Origin of the sequence: Aestuariimicrobium soli, from assembly GCF_051192575.1 — a bacterium.
Taxonomy (GTDB): Bacteria; Actinomycetota; Actinomycetes; order Propionibacteriales; family Propionibacteriaceae; genus Aestuariimicrobium; species Aestuariimicrobium soli.
Genome location: NZ_JBPJSQ010000002.1, coordinates 123,177 through 139,825, shown reverse-complemented (window position 1 = coordinate 139,825; position 16,649 = coordinate 123,177). Strand labels below are relative to the sequence as shown.

Genomic DNA, 16,649 nt, shown 5'->3' with positions numbered 1-16,649 from the left:
CCCCGTGGCTTCCACCAACGATCTGAAGAACGGCATGGTGCTCGACCTGGACGGTCAGCTCTGGCAGGTGCTGTGGTTCCAGCACCACAAGCCGGGCAAGGGCAACACCGTCGTCCGCACCAAGCTGAAGCACGTGCTCTCGGGCAAGGTCGTCGACAAGACCTTCAACTCCGACACCAAGGTCGACACCGCGACTGTCGACCGCCGCGACATGCAGTACCTGTACCACGACGGTGACGGCTTCGTGTTCATGGACACCACCACCTACGACCAGATCTCGATCGCGGACGACACGGTGGGCGAGGCCAAGGACTACCTGCTCGAGAACCAGATGGCCACGGTGGCGCTGCACGAGGGCAACCCCCTCTACATCGACCTGCCCGCCTCGGTCGAGCTCGAGATCACCTACACCGAGCCCGGCCTGCAGGGTGACCGCTCGACCGGCGGCACCAAGCCCGCCACCCTCGAGACCGGCAAGCAGATCCAGGTGCCGCTGTTCATCACCACCGGCGAGAAGGTCAAGGTGGACACGCGCGACGGTTCCTACCTGGGCCGCATCACCGACAAGTGAGCGCGCCCACCCCTCGTCCGCACTTCTCCACGCGGACGAAGGCCCGCAAGGCCGCTCTCGACGTGCTCTTCGAGGCCGACCTGCGTGGTGAGCCGCCGCTGGCGATCCTGCACGACCACGTGCTGCAGGCCGAGGTGCCGCTGCGCGAGTACACCGCCGACCTGGTCGAGGGCGTGGTGGCGCAGCTGCCCGCGATCGACGCCAGGCTTGAGGCGGCGCTCGACCAGGGCTGGTCGCTGGCGCGCATGCCCCGCGTCGACCGGGCGCTGGCCCGGATCGCTGTCTGGGAGATCGACCATGGTGGGATCGACGCCCGCGTCGCGATCGCCGAGGCGCTGGTGCTCGCGGGGGAGTTGTCGACCGACGAGTCGCCGAGCTTCCTCAACGGGGTGCTCGCGGGCGTCGTCCGTGCGCCGATGATGGACGAGGCGCAGGTCGCCGCCGTGCATGCCGAGGTGGTGGCCGATGCCGAGCAGGCCGGCGAGGCCCCCTCCGACGACCTGGACTGACGCACTGTCCTTCCCCTTTCCCTTCCGCGCGCGGGGGCCCGGTGGGAGAATCAGGCATGGGGGAACTGTCGGAACAGTCCCGGGCCGTCGCCGGGCTCTTCAGTGCACTGGCCGATGACTACGACCGCTCGGGTGTCGATTTCTTCGTGCCGATGGCGACGGGCCTGGTGGAGGCACTCGCCGTGCAACCGGGGGAGGCCTGCCTCGACCTGGGCTGCGGCCCCGGAACCGCCAGCCTGGTGCTGGCGCACCGCGTCGGCCCCACCGGCCGAGTGCTCGGCGTCGACCTGAGCGACGCGATGGTGCAGCGGGCCCGCCAGGAGGCGGCGGATCGGGGAGTGCGGGTCGACTACCAGGTGGCCGATGCGCAGGATCCCGAGGTGCCGCCCGGCTCCTTTGACGTGGTGGCGTCGGCCATGGTCATCTTCTTCCTGCCGGATCCGTGGCGTGCGCTGGGCAGGTGGGTCGAGCTGCTGCGACCCGGTGGGCGCATCGGGGTGTCGACGTTCGGCCCCGCCAGCCCCGGCTGGCTCGAGCTCAACTCGCTGCTGCAGCCGTGGCTGCCGAAACTCGACCCGAAGGCGCAGCGCGCCACGCCTGACGAGGTGGCCCCGAGCTTCGACACGGACGAGGGCATGGTTCTCGCGTTCGAACAGGCCGGCGCCACCCAGGTCGTCACCCACCGGATGCGCGTGACGCTGCCGCTGGCCGATGCCGCCCAGTGGGAAGCGTTCACGCGCACGCTCGGTCAGCGCCACGCGTGGATGCAGATGAGCCCGAGCGAGGCCGACGGCGTGCGCGAGAAGGCGGCCGCCCTGATCGCCGGTCTGGGGCCCGACGACATCTGTCAGGACGTGCGGTTCACCGTCGGGGTGCGTCCCTGAGGTCGAACGACAGCCGCTGTTCGAGGGCACCTTCGGTGGTCGGCGCGGTGATCTCGGTGATCCACAACGTGCGTGGGGCCCCGTGGTGGTGTCGCGTCTCGAAAGCCCGGACGAGCACCCGCCCCGTGGCCACGTCGAGGCCGAGGGTGCCGTGTCGGCCCACCCAGCGGACGCTCAGCCCGTCGTGGACGGGTTCCGCCTCACTCACGAGGCACCAGCCGGCCGTCGTCACCGGTCCCTCGATGACGTCGCGGACAGTCACGGTTGACACGCCGTCGGCCCACTCGACGCGACGGCTCACCCGGCTGGGCTGCGCATAGGCGCTCGTCAGATCCAGCTCGAAGGCACCGGCCGACTGGTGGGTGACGACCGCGCGAGCGTTGTCGCCGAGAACCTGCTGGGCGTCGTCCAGCATCGGCGCGTTGTGGGCTCGGCCCGACGGCTCGAAGAAGTCGTAGCGGGTCGCCGCGTCGAAGTACTCCCGGGTGTAGACCCCCGAGCCCGGGTCGAGCAGCAGTTGTTCCCCGCCGATCCACAGGCACACCTGCCCGAGATCGAGGTGGTTGTGGGGCTCGGCGTTGTGGCCGCCCTTGACCGCCAGGGCGAACGGGTCGGCGGCGACCACCAGCCAGCCCGTGTGCTCGAGCAGATCTGTGTGTCGCCCTCCCGTGGCCCCGTCATGGCGCTCGTCTGGGTTCACGGCGGGGGGCAGCCACAGCGGTGCTCGGGAGATCGACAGCCATCGTGCGCACGGATCCTGCCCGACCACCTCGATGGGGGTCGCCGGGGTGGCCAGGCCGCGCGCGTGCCACCAGCCGGTCGCGCTCGAGGCGGGCGGATCGTCCGTGGTGTCGGAGAACGTGACCTGGGCGCCGCCGGGCAGGGCCACGCGGCCGGGGAAGGAGGCGGCGGCGAGCGCGCGGGGATCGTCCGCCAGCCTGATCGAGCCCCCGGTGAGCCGTTCGACGAGGTCGGCGAACGCGATGAAGTGCACCATGCCGTACGACCAGTAGCCCATGCCTTCGGCGCAGCCACCGTCGGCGCCGAAGCCCGACAGGTAGGCGTCGAGGGCGGCCAGCACGCGGGTGAGCACGCGGACGAGCCGCTCGTCGTCGCCTTCCAGCAGCAGGGCGGCGACGCCGCTGGCTCCGGCGCAGACGGCCGACCAGTTGTGGGTGGCAGCCTCCCACCAGAAGCTGGTGGCGGGATCGGCGAGCGGGTCGAGCACGCGGCGGCTGACCTCGGCCCGCACCAGCTCGGGGACGCGAGCATCGAGTCGGTCGCCGAGCACCGTGACCAGTTCGGCGAGGGTGGCCGAGGTCTCGGCGGCGAACAGGTCGATGACGGTCGCGCCGGTCGGCTCCCAGCCTCCGTGGGCCGGGAGCGCCCAGGCGGGTTCCTCGCAGACGGCGGCGATCCGGTCGGGCAGGGCGGCCAGCGCGCGGTCGTCGCCGGCCAGGGCCGAGAGTCCCAGGGCCGCCAGCCGGCGTCGGCGGGCGAAGTAGGCATCCTCGAAGGGCATCCGGGCGCCGGTGTCCTGGAACTGCCACACCGACGAGCGGGGGAGGGTTGGCTCCGGGGTCGCGAGCGCCTCGTCGGTGGCGGCGGCCAACCTCGTCCAGTACTCGGTGAGGCGCGGGTCGTCTGTGTGGTGCCGCAGGTCGAGCAGGCGGCGGTGGTCGTGCAACCGCGATCGGTCGAGGGCCGCGACGAGGTGCTGCGCCGTGATGGGATTCTGGGCGGTGAAGGTCCAGCTCATGCCTCCAGCCTGCCCCCTCGGCCCCTGAAGGACGCACCTGCCCACGTTGCGCGCATCTGCCCCCGGGCCCGGAGAAAAGTGTGTGAAATGCGCACCCGAAACGGGGTTCGTTCCCCACCTGAGCTGTGAACCCCGATTCAGACGCGCGTTTCCCACACCTGAGGGCGCGATCCTCTCCGGGCGCCCAGCCGCCCCGTGGGGCTCGGGCCGTCTGCCGTGGGCAGATGCGAAGGGGGGTGGCGGCCGCTGGTAGTCTCCTCCCGACACTTCCACGCTTGACCTGCGAGAGCAGGGGAAGGACGGCCATGCCCGAAGCAATCCTGGTTCTGGAGGATGGCCGCCGTTTCCGCGGTGAGGCCTACGGCGCGATCGGCGAGACGTTCGGGGAGGCCGTGTTCGCCACCGCGATGACCGGCTATCAGGAGACGCTCACCGATCCCAGCTACCACCGGCAGGTCGTCGTGATGACCGCGCCGCACGTCGGCAACACCGGCTGGAACGACGAGGACGACGAGTCGAGCCGCATCTGGGTGGCCGGGTACGTCGTGCGCGACCCCGCCCGGGTGGCCTCGAACTGGCGCTCCCGCCGCAGCCTGGACGATGAACTGCGCGCCCAGGGCATCGTGGGCATCTCGGGCATCGACACCCGCGCGCTCACCCGACACCTGCGCGACAAGGGCGCCATGCGGGTGGGCATCTCGTCGGCCGACACCGACGCCGACGCCCTGCTCGCGAAGGTGCTCGACCAGCCCTCGATGAACGGCGCCAATCTGGTCGATGACGTCACCACCGAGCAGGCCTACGTGGTGCCGGCCGAGGGCGAGAAGCGGTTCACGGTCGCGGCGGTCGACCTGGGCATCAAGGCCATGACCCCGCAGCGCATGGCGCAGCGCGGCATCGAGGTGCACGTGCTGCCCGCGTCGTCGACGCTGGACGATCTGCGTGCCGTCAACCCCGACGGCGTGTTCTTCTCCAACGGCCCCGGCGACCCCGCGGCCGCCGACCACGCCGTGTCGCTGCTGGGCGACGTGCTCGCGGCCGAGATTCCGTACTTCGGCATCTGCTTCGGCAACCAGATCTTCGGACGAGCCCTCGGCCTGGGCACCTACAAGCTGCCCTTCGGCCACCGCGGGGTGAACCAGCCGGTGATGGATCTGGGCACCCGCAAGGTCGAGATCACCAGCCAGAACCACGGGTTCGCCGTCGATGCCCCCATCGGGGAAGACATCGCCACGCCCCACGGCACCGCCCGGGTGAGCCACCTCGGCCTCAACGACCAGGTCGTCGAGGGTCTGGAACTGCGCCGCCCGAGCGCCGACGGAACCGACCGGTTGGTGGCCTTCTCGGTGCAGTACCACCCCGAGGCCGCCGCCGGCCCGCACGACGCCGCCTACCTGTTCGACCGCTTCGTCGATCTGCTGGCCGATGCCCAGACGTGGCCGACCCAGAGCCGGTCGACCCAGAAGGAGAACTGATGCCCAAGCGCACCGACATCTCGACGATCCTGGTGATCGGCTCCGGCCCCATCGTCATCGGCCAGGCGGCCGAGTTCGACTACTCCGGAACCCAGGCCTGCCGCGTGCTGCGCGAGGAGGGGTTCCGGGTCATCCTGGTCAACTCCAATCCGGCCACGATCATGACCGACCCCGAGTTCGCCGACGCCACCTACGTCGAGCCGATCACTCCCGACTTCGTCGAGCGCGTGATCGCCAAGGAACGCCCCGATGCCGTGCTCGCGACGCTGGGTGGCCAGACCGCCCTCAACACCGCCATCGCCCTGCACGAGAACGGCGTGCTCGAGAAGTACGGCTGCGAACTGATCGGCGCCTCCGTCGACGCCATCCAGCGCGGTGAGGACCGTGAGCAGTTCAAGGAGATCGTGCTCGGCCTCACCGGCATCGCCGGCGGCACTGCCGAGGTCGCTCGCTCGGTGATCTGCCACACGTTGGACGAGGTGGTCGCGGCCGCCGACGAGCTCGGCTACCCGGTGGTGGTGCGCCCCAGCTTCACCATGGGTGGGCTCGGTTCGGGCTTCGCCCACGACGAGACCGAACTGCGCCGCATCGCCGGCACGGGCCTCGACGCCAGCCCCACCACCGAGGTGCTGATCGAGGAGTCGATCACCGGGTGGAAGGAGTACGAGCTCGAGGTGATGCGCGACAAGGCCGACAACGTCGTGATCATCTGTTCGATCGAGAACTTCGACCCGATGGGCGTGCACACCGGTGACTCGATCACCGTCGCCCCGGCCATGACGCTGACCGACCGTGAGTACCAGCGGATGCGCGACATCTCCATCGGCGTCATCCGGGCGGTGGGCGTCGACACCGGTGGCTGCAACATCCAGTTCGCCGTCAACCCCGCCGACGGCCGCATGATCGTCATCGAGATGAACCCACGGGTGTCGCGTTCGTCCGCGCTGGCCTCCAAGGCGACCGGCTTCCCGATCGCCAAGATCGCCGCCAAGGTCGCCGTCGGATACACCCTCGACGAGATCGACAACGACATCACCCTGAAGACTCCCGCGAGCTTCGAGCCGACCCTCGACTACGTCGTGGTGAAGGTGCCCCGGTTCGCGTTCGAGAAGTTCCCGTCGGCCGACAAGACGCTGACCACCCACATGAAGTCGGTGGGTGAGTCGATGGCGATCGGCCGCAACTTCACCGAGGCGCTCGGCAAGGCGATGCGCTCGCTGGAGGCCGGTCACCAGGGGTTCTGGACCGACCCGGACGACCGCGCCCCCTTCGGCCCCGGCGCCGGCCGCAACGTCGAGGAGATCCTCGAGCAGCTGCGCCAGCCCCACGACGGCCGCATCCTCAAGATGGTGCGCGCCCTCGGGTGGGGGGCCACCCCCGAGCAGGTGATCGAGGCCACCGGGCTCGACCCGTGGTTCATGGACCAGCTGGTGCTCATCCATGAGGTCGGGCGCGAGGTCGCCGAGGCCCCCGAGCTCACTCCCGGCCTGCTGCGCAAGGCCAAGCGCCACGGTCTGGGCGACGCCCAGATCGCCCGCCTGCGCCACCTCTCCGAAGACGTGGTGCGTGGGCTGCGGCACGCGCTGGGCATTCGTCCGGTCTTCAAGACCGTCGACACCTGCGCCGCCGAGTTCGAGGCCCACACCCCTTACCACTACTCGTCCTACGACGAGGAGACCGAGGTGGCTCCCCGCGACAAGCCGGCCGTACTGATCCTGGGGTCGGGGCCCAACCGCATCGGCCAGGGCATCGAGTTCGACTACTCGTGCGTGCACGCCGCGATGGCGCTGTCGGCGGCCGGCTACGAGTCGGTGATGGTCAACTGCAACCCCGAGACGGTCTCGACCGACTACGACACGGCCGACCGGCTCTACTTCGAGCCGCTCACGCTCGAGGACGTGCTCGAGGTCTACCACGCCGAACTCGCCGCCGGCCCCGTCGCCGGGGTGATGGTGCAGTTGGGTGGGCAGACCCCGCTCAAGCTGGCCGCGGCGTTGAAGGCCGCCGGGGTGCCGATCGTGGGCACCAGCCCCGAGGCGATCCACCTGGCCGAGGAGCGCGGTGCCTTCGGTGCCGTGCTGGCCCGCGCCGACCTGCCCGCCCCCAAGCACGGCATGGCCGAGTCGTTCGAGCAGGCCCGCTCGGTGGCCGCCGAGATCGGCTACCCCGTGCTGGTGCGCCCGAGCTACGTGCTGGGCGGTCGCGGCATGGAGATCGTCTACGACGAGTCGTCGCTGGCCCGCTACATCGAGCAGTCGACGCTGATCTCGTCCGATTCGCCGGTGCTGGTCGACCGGTTCCTGGACGATGCCGTCGAGATCGACGTCGACGCGCTCTACGACGGACGAGAGCTGTACCTCGGTGGCGTCATGGAGCACATCGAGGAGGCCGGTATCCACTCCGGCGACTCGGCGTGCGCCCTGCCACCGATCACGCTCGGCGAGGAGGTGGTCGACCGGATTCGCACCTCGACCGAGGCCATCGCCCGCGGCGTGGGGGTGCGAGGACTGATCAACATCCAGTTCGCGTTGGCCAGCGACACCCTCTACGTGCTGGAGGCCAATCCGCGCGCCTCGCGCACCGTGCCGTTCGTCTCGAAGGCCACCGGCACCCAGCTCGCGAAGGCGGCGGCGTTGGTGATGATGGATCGCACCATCGCCGACCTGCGCTCCGAGGGCATCCTGCGGGCCGAGGGCGACGGCGCGGTCACCGTGCCCGGGGCACCGCTGGCCGTCAAGGAGGCCGTGATGCCGTTCAACCGGTTCCGCACCCCCGAGGGTTCCGGCGTCGACACGGTGCTCGGCCCCGAGATGCGCTCCACCGGTGAGGTGATGGGTCTCGACACCACGTTCGGTACCGCCTTCGCCAAGTCGCAGGCGGGTGTCGGGCAGGGGCTGCCGACCTCGGGTGCGGTCTTCGTGGCCGTCGCCAACCGTGACAAGCGGCACGCCATCTTCCCGGTGAAGCGGCTGGCCGACCTGGGCTTCACGCTGTACGCGACCGCCGGCACGGCCACCGTGCTGCGCCGCCACGGCGTCGAGGTGACCACGGTGCGCAAGTTCTCGCAGGGCCGTGGCCCGAACGGGGAGCCGACCATCGTCGACCTGATCCTGGACGACCAGATCGACCTGATCTTCAACACCCCCCAGGGCCAGACTCCGGGCGGCTCGCCGCGCGCCGACGGTTACGAGATTCGCACCGCCGCCATTCGGCAGGGCGTGCCGTGCGTCACCACCGTGCAGGGCCTGTCCGCGGCCGTGCAGGGCATCGAGGCCATCCGGGCCGGTTCGGTGACGGTGCGCTCGCTGCAGGAGTGGAACGCCTCGTGATCCAACCCGACCCCGATCGACTCTCCACCGCCTGGACCCGCACCCTCGCCGTCGGGTACGAGCGGGTCGCTCGTCCGGGCCTGTTCACCGCCGATCCGGAGGTGATCCACGAACGGATGATCACCACCCTCGAGCGCACGCCGGCGGTGGTGAACCGTGCCCTGCGGGCCGCCGTGGCGGGGGAGAGGTGCCCGGTCGAGGTGGCCGGCATCGCCTTCGACGGGCGCGTCGGGCTGGCCGCCGGCCTCGACAAGGACGGACGAGCTGCCGCCAGCTGGGCCGGCTTCGGTTTCGGGTTCGCCGAACTCGGCACCGTCACCCCGGTCGCCCAGCCGGGCAACGACCGTCCGCGGCTGTTCCGGTTGCCCGAGTCGAAGGCGATCATCAACCGGATGGGCTTCAACAACTCCGGGTCGCCGGCGCTGGCGTCGCGGCTGCGCCGGCGCGGCGTGCGGCGCGGCAACCGGGCCCTCGGACTGCCGCTGGGCGTGAGCATCGGCAAGAACAAGGTCACCCCCAATGAGCGCGCCACCGACGACTACCGGGCCGCGCTGGCCGACGTGGTCGACGTCGCCGACTACGTGGCCATCAACGTCTCGAGCCCCAACACGCCCGGGCTGCGATCGCTGCAGGCCGGTCGCGATCTCGAGGCGCTGGTCTCCGCCGTGGTGCAGGCCGCCGGCCAGCACGACCCGCTGCACCCCGTGCCGATCTTCGTGAAGGTGGCCCCCGACCTCGAACCGGACGACCTGGCGGTCTCGGTGCGGGCCGCCGAGGTCGGTGGCGCGGCGGCGCTGATCGCCACCAACACGACGCTGGCGCGCGACGGCGTGGCCGAGGCCGATCGTGCGGTCACCGCAGAGGCGGGGGGACTGTCGGGCGCACCGCTGAGCACGCGGGCGCTGCAGGTCGTCGAACGTGTCGTCGGGCTCACCGACCTGCCCGTCGTGGGCGTCGGCGGACTGATGACCGCGGACGACACCCGGCGCATGTTCGCGGCCGGTGCCACGCTCGTGCAGGTCTACACGGGATTCATCTACTCGGGGCCGGCGCTCGTCCGCGCCGCCAACCGGGTGTCGAGAGAGGCGAACGCATGAGTCACACCTACGTGCAGCGGCTGCGGGCAGCCATCGACCTGCGCGGCGGGCGCAAGCTCTGTGTGGGCATCGACCCGCACCCGTCGCTGTTGGAGGCCTGGGGGCTGCCGATCGACGGCGAGGGCGCGGAGCGCTTCGGCAGGCGGGTGGTCGAGGCGCTGGGTGACGTGGTGCCGGTGTTCAAGCCTCAGGCGGGCTTCTTCGAGCCCTTCGGTTCGCGGGGGATCCTCGCGCTGGAGCGCATCCTGGCCGACCTGCGCGAGGCCGGGGCGATCACGCTGATGGACGCCAAGCGCGGTGACATCGGCTCGACCATGGCCGGTTACGCGCGGGCCTACCTGTCGGACGAGTCGCCCCTGCGCTCCGACGCCGTCACGGTGACGCCCTACCTGGGCTACGAGTCGCTGCGTCCGGCCATCGACCTGGCCGCCGAGACCGGCCGCGGGGTGCACGTGCTCTGTCGCACGAGCAACCCCGAGGGGGGGCACGTGCAGTTGGCCACCTCCGAGGGGGTCTCGGTCGCGCAGAGCGTGATCGCCGCCGCCCATGCCGACAACGACCGGGCCGGGCTCGACCACGTCGGGCTCGTGGTCGGGGCGACCCACGCCGACCTGCAGATCGACCTGACCGGCTTCACCGGAGCGGTGCTGGCTCCCGGCGTCGGCGCCCAAGGGGGCACCCTTTCGGGGGTTGCGGCCCAGTTCACCGGCGTCGAGGGGATAGTTTTGCCGAGTGCATCGCGGGAGGTGCTGGCCGGGGGGCCGAGCCTGGCCGGGATGCGCGAGCAGGTCGAGGCACTGCGCTGACGGCGGCCGCGGAAGTTCGGTCGACGCGCCGTTCCGAATAGGGTGAACACCGGTACGCCGGTGGTCACGATCCACTAGCTTGAGTCACTGTCGCGACGCGGAACCCGTCGTGACCACCGAGATGGAAGTAGGGGCCATGGCAATTCCGACGCTCACGCCGGAGCAGTTGCAGGCTGCACGCGCCGCCGCCACCAAGGCACGTCGCGAGCGGGCCGAGCTGAAGGAGAAGATCCGCACCGGTCAGCTGTCGCTGCCCGCCGCGCTCGACCAGGCGGCCAGCAACGAGGTGATCGCCCATCTGAAGGTCGTCGACCTGCTGAAGTCGATGCCGCGCGTCGGCGAGAAGCGGGCCGCCGAGATCATGGAGCGCCTCGAGATCGCCCAGAACCGCCGCCTGCGCGGGCTGGGACGCCACCAGATCGCCGGCCTCAAGGCCGAGTTCAGCTGAGGTGACCTCACCCGTCGTCCCCGGGGCGAGCCCCCTGCACAGCCTCGCCCCCAACACCTCGGGGGTGATGGTGGTCTCGGGCCCGACCGCGGTCGGCAAGGGCACCGTCGTGGGTCGCCTGCGCGAACGACACCCCGAGGTCTTCGTCTCGGTCTCGGCGACGACGCGGCCCGCTCGTCCGGGCGAGATCGACGGGGTGCACTACCACTTTCTCTCCGAGGACGAGTTCGACGCCCTCACCCAGGGCGATGGGCTGCTCGAGTGGGCGGTCGTCCACGGCCGACACCGCTACGGCACTCCCCGCCGGCCGGTGGTCGAGGCCGTCGCCCAGCATCGTCCGGTCATTCTCGAGATCGATCTGCAGGGCGCCCGGCAGGTGCGTGACACCTACCCCGACGCGCGGCAGGTCTTCCTGTCGCCGCCCAGTTGGGACGAACTCGTGCGCCGCCTCATCGGACGAGGAACCGAGACCGCCGAGCAGCAGCAGCGACGTCTGGTCACGGCCGTCGACGAGCTGGCCGCCGCCGAGGAGTTCGACTGCGTGGTGGTCAACGGTGAGATCGATGAAACCGTGGCACGTTTGGTAGAGTTGCTCAGTCTGACCAGCCAGTGAAGAGGTAAGTGTGAGCGTCAACGCCGCAGAAGGCATCATCAACCCGCCGATCGACGACCTGCTCGACAAGGTCGACTCGAAGTACCGTCTGGTGCTGTTCGCCGCCAAGCGCGCGCGTCAGATCAACGCGTACTACAGCCAGCTGGGTGAGGGCCTGCTCGAGAACGTCGGCCCGCTGGTCGACTCGGGCGTGACCGAGAAGCCGCTGTCGATCGCCATGCGCGAGATCCAGGCCGGCGTGCTGGAGTGCAACGAGATCGACCCCGAGGCCGAGGCTGCCGCCCGTGCCGAGGCCGACGCCGCGACTCCCGACCTGACCTTCGGTGATCCGTTCGCCGATCTCGATCCGGCCTGATCGTCCCGATCGCCTGATCAACCCTCGGAGGGCAAGCGTTTTGCCCTGCTCCGGCTCGTCCCTGGTGGGGACGGGGTCGGAACCGAGGTCCCGGCGGGCAGAGTGCCCGCCGGACAGCGCTGGGCTTGTTGCCCGGCAGACAAGGAAACACTCGCGTGACCCGTTTGTTCACGTCCGAGTCCGTCACCGAGGGGCACCCCGACAAGATCGCGGACGCCATCTCTGACGGTGTGCTCGATGCCCTGTTGGCCGAAGACCCCGCGAGCCGCGTGGCGGTGGAGACGCTGGTCACCACCGGCCTGGTGGTGGTCGCCGGTGAGGTGACCACCGAGGCCTACGCCGATGTGGCCCGGATTGCCCGCGACACCATTCTCGAGATCGGCTACGACTCGTCCCGCAAGGGTTTCGACGGCGCCTCGTGTGGTGTCTCGGTGGCGCTGGGAGCCCAGTCGCCCGACATCGCCCAGGGGGTCGACTCCGCCGTCGAGGCGCGCGGCGGTTCGGTCGACGCGTTCGACCTGCAGGGTGCCGGCGATCAGGGGCTGATGTTCGGGTACGCCTGCACCGAGACGCCCTCGCTGATGCCGCTGCCCATCGACCTGGCCCACCGCCTCGCCGAACGGCTGACCGCGGTGCGCAAGGACGGCACCCTCGACTACCTGCGCCCCGACGGCAAGACGCAGGTCACCATCGAGTACGACGAGGACTTCCGACCCGTCGGCCTCGACACCGTGGTGCTCTCGACGCAGCACGCCCCCGGAGTCGACCTCGCGGCGACGCTGGAACCCGACGTGCGCCGGCACGTGATCGAGCCGGTGCTGGAGCGTTATGACCTGCGGCACACCGACTACCGCGCGTTCGTGAACCCGACCGGCACCTTCGTCATCGGCGGGCCCATGGGCGATGCCGGTCTCACCGGCCGCAAGATTATCGTCGACACCTACGGCGGCATGGCTCGCCACGGTGGCGGCGCCTTCTCGGGCAAGGACCCGTCGAAGGTCGACCGCTCGGCCGCCTACGCCATGCGCTGGGTCGCCAAGAACGTGGTGGCCGCCGGGCTGGCCACCCGCTGCGAGGTGCAGGTGGCCTACGCCATCGGCAAGGCGCAGCCGGTGGGGTTCTACATCGACACCTATGGCACCAACGTCGTGCCCGAGGAGCAGATCAAGCAGGCGGTGCGCGAGGTGTTCGACCTACGACCGGCGGCGATCGTCCGCGACCTCGACCTGCTGCGACCGATCTACTCGCAGTTGACGGCCTATGGCCACTTCGGTCGCGAGCTCGAGTCGATGACCTGGGAACGCACCGACCGCGCCGAGGCGCTGGCCGTGGCCGTCAAGGGCTGACTCAGTCGCCGACCCCACCGTTGCACCGGTAGGGCGAGCGCCGAACCCACGAGCAGGCCACTGGCGATGCCCACGATCAGCATGACCACGGTGGCGATGGCGGTGACCGACTGACCGTTCGCCAGCCCGGTCAGCCCCAGCACCCCGAGGGTGCCGGGCACCAGCAGCCAGAAGCTGGGCAGGAAGGTCACCAGCCTGGGAATGGCCGGGCGCCAGGCCGCCAGGGCGGTCGATCCGAAGGCGGCCACCATGGCGCCCAGGAAGGGTCCGGCGGGAATGTCGGTGGTCCAGGCGCGGCCGAGATTCTGCACGACGGCGGTGACCACCGTCAGCAGGGCCACGGGCAGCACGTGCGACGTGGGCAGCCCTTCCGAGACCGTGATGCCGAGCGCGATGACGATGATGCCGAGCGGCAGCGCCCACCAGCCCAACTGGGCGACCCGGGTGTCGGCAAGCGCCTCGTGGGGCACCCGCAGCACGGCCGCGGCGGCCACGATGCCCAGGGTGAACAGCAGCAGTTGGGTGAGCCCGAAGAAGGTGCGCGACGATCCCGCCACCATCTGACCCGTGGCCAACTCGGCCATGCCGGTGGCGAGCACCGCTCCGGGCAGCAGCACGGCGATCGCGCAGATCATGGTGCGCACCGGGCCCTGGATGAAGCCAGCCTCGAACGCGGCGAAGGCGATCAGGCTGGCCAGGGCAGAGGCGGCGATCGGCAGCAGCGCGCCCAGCAGGCGGTGGCGGGCGGCCAGCCGCATCAGCGCCGAGGTCACCACGGAGCACAACGCGATGACCGCCAGGTTCGTCCAGCCCGGTTGCAGCACCAGTCCGATGCCGAGGGCCACCGCGAGGTCGCCCGTGTGGCGCACGAGCCAACCGTGGCGGTGCCGGAGTCTGGTGACGGCGCCGAGCTGCTCCATCAGTTCGGGCACCGAGGGGGCCTCGTCCGCCGATCGGTGCAGGCCGGTGAGCACGTGTGACAGCGCGAGCGTCTGGTCGAGGCGAAGGCTGCGGGGAACGCGGGCCTGGCTCGAGGGTTCGCCCTCGGCCAGGGCCAGCTGCACCAAGGTGGGGGCCGCGCCGATCACGATGCCCCGGTGGCCGATCCTGCTGGCGGCGGCCGACACGTTGAGCTCGACCTCGTGCACGGGCATGCCGCTGGCCACGAGCAGCGCTGCGAGCTGCAGCAGCATCCGCAGGTCGCGCTTGTCGCGCAGCTGGCGGGCATCACCCGAATCGGGGGCATCGATGGTCACGAGTCCGCACGGTATCGCGCGCGCCGCGCCAACTGGGGCGCCCACGAGGGGGTTCGGGAGCTGTGGGCTACGAAAGTGCCTCGTGGCTGCCCCAGTTGGCGCGTTGGACCCGAGGCGGGGAGCCGAAGGGGCGGGGCTGTCGGAGGCGTTCCCTAGAGTGTCCGCGTGGAGCAGGAACAGTTGATCGAGGTGCCGGGCGAGCCTGCATCGGCGGGCGGGGTCGCCTCCGTCGTCCTCGATGTGCCCCTGGCCCACGTCGACCAGACCTACGACTATCTGGTGCCGCCCGAACTCGAACCGTCCGCCGTTGTCGGGGCCCGCATCCGGGCACGGTTCTCCGGGCGTCTGGTCGACGGCTTCATCGTGGCGCGACCCGCCTCGTCCGACTTCGCAGGCAGGCTGGCGCCGCTCGACAAGGTGGTGTCGGACGAGCCCGTGCTCACGCCCCAGCAGGTGCAGCTAGTGCGGGCGACCGCTGACCACTACGCGGGCACGTTCGCCGACGTGTTGCGCATGGCGGTGCCGCCCCGACATGCCGCCACCGAGAAGGCCGAGCAGGCGACCTGGCCGACGCCCGACCCTGGCCACCCACCGTCGACCGGGGGGCTGCTGACCACCTCGACCGGGGCGGGCTACCTGTCCGCCCTCGAGCGCGGGGAACCGGCGCGCGCCTTCTGGCAGGTGCCCGCGGTGCACCACCCGGCGGGCGACCTGGGCACGGGGCTCGTGCAGGCCACGGCGGCGACGCTGCGGTCGGGCCGGGGGGTGCTGATCCTGGTGCCCGACGTCAAGGACGTCGCCCGGGTGCGGCCCGCCCTGGAAGGGGCGCTGGGCGCCCGCACGGTCGCCGTGCTGCAGGCCGAGTCGGGGCCGGCCGCGCGCTACCGCAACTACCTCTCGGTGCTGCGCGGGCAGGCCCGTGTGGTGCTCGGCACCCGGTCGGCGATGTTCGCCCCCGTGCAGAACCTCGGATTGGTGATCGTGGTCGACGACGGGGACGACCTGCACGCCGAACCGCGCACCCCCTACCCACACGTGCGCCAGGTGGCGGCCATGCGGGTGCCGATCGATGGCTGCGCGTTGCTGCTGGCCTCACGCGCCCGCAGCTGCGAGACGCAGGCGTGGGTCGAGGCCGGCTGGCTGCACACGCTTGAGGTGCCGCGCACCGAGCTGCGCCGCCTGCTGCCGCTGGTGAAGGTGGCCGCCGACTCCGACCGGGCCATCGCCCGCGACCCCCTGGCCGCCCAGATTCGCCTGCCGCAGTTGGTGTTCGAGACGCTGCGGGTGGGGCTCAGCCAGGGTCCGGTGCTCGTGCAGGTTCCGCGCGGCGGGCACCTGCTGGCGCTGCGCTGCGAACGGTGCCGCGAGCCGGCCCGCTGCCAGCACTGTCACGGACCGCTTCAGTCCCGGCGAGCGGGCCAAGCCGCGACGGAGCCCCTGGTCTCGTGCCAGTGGTGCGGGCGCCCCGTCGGTCAGTGGCGTTGCCGGGTCTGTGGCGGTGACCATCTGCGCGCGCCCCTCGTGGGGGCCTCCCAGACCGCGGCCGACTTCGGACGAGCGTTCCCCGGTACCACGGTGGTCGACTCCTCCCGCGATCACGTGGTCGACGAGATCGGCGAGAAGCCCGCCCTGGTGGTGGCGACCCCCGGGGCGGAGCCCTACGCCACGCACGGCTACGCCGCGGCGGTGTTGCTCGACGCCACCCAACTGCTCGGACGAGCCGACCTGCGCGCCGGTGAAGAGGCGCTGCGGCGCTGGCAGCTGGTGGCCGGGCTCGTCCGACCCGCTGCCGACGGTGGCACGGTCGCGATGGTCGGGCCGATCGACGACCCGACGGTGCAGGCCTTCGTCCGGCAGGATCCTGGCGCGTACGCCGCCCGGTTGCTGGCCGAGCGGGCCGAGGCCGGATTCCCGCCGGCGGTGAGTTTCGTGACGGTCGAGGGCACGGCCGCCGCGGTGCGCGAGCTGGTCGAGTGGGCCGACGTCACCCACCTGGACGGGGTCGAGCAGTTGGGCCCCGTGCCCATCGACGGGCCCGGGGTCGGGGGAGCGACGGAGGGTCTCGTGCGGGTGACCCTGCGCACCCCGCGGGCGCGGGGTCGCGAGCTGGTCAGCGCTGTCAGCGCTGGGCTGGAGCAACGCGCCGCCCGCAAGGCAGCTCCGGTGCGGGTACGGGTCGATCCCGCCGAGTTGGAGTGACG

At 71.0% G+C, this 16,649-nt stretch carries 14 protein-coding genes; 12 read left to right on the top strand and 2 right to left on the bottom strand.

The window, feature by feature from the left end; translation table 11 throughout:
- Positions 1-4: 4 nt before the first annotated feature.
- The 3 genes from efp to ACSDQ9_RS01960 are packed head-to-tail and all read left to right on the top strand — an operon-like array spanning position 5 to position 1,964.
- Complete coding sequence (efp, locus tag ACSDQ9_RS01970) at positions 5-571, top strand: elongation factor P (RefSeq protein ID WP_435143001.1); 567 nt, start codon at positions 5-7, stop codon at positions 569-571.
- A complete protein-coding gene (nusB, locus tag ACSDQ9_RS01965; protein ID WP_435143000.1) occupies positions 568-1,080 on the top strand; it encodes a transcription antitermination factor NusB in 513 nt (170 codons plus the stop codon). Before efp ends, nusB begins: the two co-directional genes overlap by 4 nt.
- 56 nt (positions 1,081-1,136) lie before the next feature.
- Positions 1,137-1,964 carry a class I SAM-dependent methyltransferase gene (locus ACSDQ9_RS01960; RefSeq protein WP_435142998.1) on the top strand — a complete coding sequence of 276 codons (828 nt, stop codon included), beginning with the start codon at positions 1,137-1,139 and terminating at the stop codon, positions 1,962-1,964.
- Here ACSDQ9_RS01960 and ACSDQ9_RS01955 read toward each other — a convergent pair.
- Complete coding sequence (locus ACSDQ9_RS01955; RefSeq protein ID WP_435142996.1) at positions 1,942-3,723, bottom strand: heparinase II/III domain-containing protein; 1,782 nt, start codon at positions 3,721-3,723, stop codon at positions 1,942-1,944. The two genes, ACSDQ9_RS01960 and ACSDQ9_RS01955, sit on opposite strands and share 23 nt — an antisense overlap.
- Before the next feature lie 305 nt (positions 3,724-4,028).
- Here ACSDQ9_RS01955 and carA point away from each other — a divergent pair, with 305 nt between their 5' ends.
- From carA to metK, 8 genes are all read left to right on the top strand, one after another.
- Positions 4,029-5,198 carry a glutamine-hydrolyzing carbamoyl-phosphate synthase small subunit gene (carA, locus tag ACSDQ9_RS01950; protein WP_435142994.1) on the top strand — a complete coding sequence of 390 codons (1,170 nt, stop codon included), beginning with the start codon at positions 4,029-4,031 and terminating at the stop codon, positions 5,196-5,198.
- The gene (carB, locus tag ACSDQ9_RS01945) at positions 5,198-8,527 is read left to right on the top strand and encodes a carbamoyl-phosphate synthase large subunit (protein WP_435142992.1); all 3,330 of its coding nucleotides are present in this window, start codon (positions 5,198-5,200) and stop codon (positions 8,525-8,527) included. The genes carA and carB overlap by 1 nt, the downstream gene beginning before the upstream one ends.
- Positions 8,524-9,624, top strand: coding sequence for a quinone-dependent dihydroorotate dehydrogenase (locus ACSDQ9_RS01940; RefSeq protein ID WP_435142990.1), 1,101 nt, complete (start codon positions 8,524-8,526; stop codon positions 9,622-9,624). The genes carB and ACSDQ9_RS01940 overlap by 4 nt, the downstream gene beginning before the upstream one ends.
- Positions 9,621-10,430 carry an orotidine-5'-phosphate decarboxylase gene (gene pyrF, locus ACSDQ9_RS01935; protein ID WP_435142988.1) on the top strand — a complete coding sequence of 270 codons (810 nt, stop codon included), beginning with the start codon at positions 9,621-9,623 and terminating at the stop codon, positions 10,428-10,430. The genes ACSDQ9_RS01940 and pyrF overlap by 4 nt, the downstream gene beginning before the upstream one ends.
- 136 nt (positions 10,431-10,566) lie before the next feature.
- The gene (mihF, locus tag ACSDQ9_RS01930) at positions 10,567-10,878 is read left to right on the top strand and encodes an integration host factor, actinobacterial type (protein WP_435142986.1); all 312 of its coding nucleotides are present in this window, start codon (positions 10,567-10,569) and stop codon (positions 10,876-10,878) included.
- Positions 10,879-10,945: 67 nt separating this feature from the next.
- A complete protein-coding gene (gmk, locus tag ACSDQ9_RS01925; RefSeq protein WP_435143713.1) occupies positions 10,946-11,491 on the top strand; it encodes a guanylate kinase in 546 nt (181 codons plus the stop codon).
- Between the two features lie 10 nt (positions 11,492-11,501).
- Positions 11,502-11,846, top strand: coding sequence for a DNA-directed RNA polymerase subunit omega (rpoZ, locus tag ACSDQ9_RS01920; RefSeq protein ID WP_435142984.1), 345 nt, complete (start codon positions 11,502-11,504; stop codon positions 11,844-11,846).
- A gap of 155 nt (positions 11,847-12,001) precedes the next feature.
- Positions 12,002-13,192, top strand: coding sequence for a methionine adenosyltransferase (gene metK, locus ACSDQ9_RS01915; RefSeq protein WP_435142982.1), 1,191 nt, complete (start codon positions 12,002-12,004; stop codon positions 13,190-13,192).
- On the opposite strand, the gene ACSDQ9_RS01910 is transcribed toward metK, so the two are convergent.
- Positions 13,105-14,448: a threonine/serine exporter family protein gene (locus ACSDQ9_RS01910; RefSeq protein WP_435142981.1), complete on the bottom strand. Its 1,344-nt coding sequence runs from the start codon at positions 14,446-14,448 to the stop codon at positions 13,105-13,107. The two genes, metK and ACSDQ9_RS01910, sit on opposite strands and share 88 nt — an antisense overlap.
- Before the next feature lie 165 nt (positions 14,449-14,613).
- Between ACSDQ9_RS01910 and ACSDQ9_RS01905 the strand changes: the two genes are divergently transcribed.
- Positions 14,614-16,647, top strand: coding sequence for a primosomal protein N' (locus ACSDQ9_RS01905; RefSeq protein ID WP_435142980.1), 2,034 nt, complete (start codon positions 14,614-14,616; stop codon positions 16,645-16,647).
- Positions 16,648-16,649 lie beyond the last annotated feature (2 nt).

Bases quoted from the DNA above. Each gene is read 5' to 3' on its own strand.
- pyrF (WP_435142988.1), top strand. From the start codon at position 9,621: ATGAGTCACACCTACGTGCAGCGGCTGCGGGCAGCCATCGACCTGCGC.
- carB (WP_435142992.1), top strand. From the start codon at position 5,198: ATGCCCAAGCGCACCGACATCTCGACGATCCTGGTGATCGGCTCCGGC.
- mihF (WP_435142986.1), top strand. From the start codon at position 10,567: ATGGCAATTCCGACGCTCACGCCGGAGCAGTTGCAGGCTGCACGCGCC.
- ACSDQ9_RS01955 (WP_435142996.1), bottom strand. From the start codon at position 3,723: ATGAGCTGGACCTTCACCGCCCAGAATCCCATCACGGCGCAGCACCTC.
- gmk (WP_435143713.1), top strand. From the start codon at position 10,946: ATGGTGGTCTCGGGCCCGACCGCGGTCGGCAAGGGCACCGTCGTGGGT.
- ACSDQ9_RS01960 (WP_435142998.1), top strand. From the start codon at position 1,137: ATGGGGGAACTGTCGGAACAGTCCCGGGCCGTCGCCGGGCTCTTCAGT.
- carA (WP_435142994.1), top strand. From the start codon at position 4,029: ATGCCCGAAGCAATCCTGGTTCTGGAGGATGGCCGCCGTTTCCGCGGT.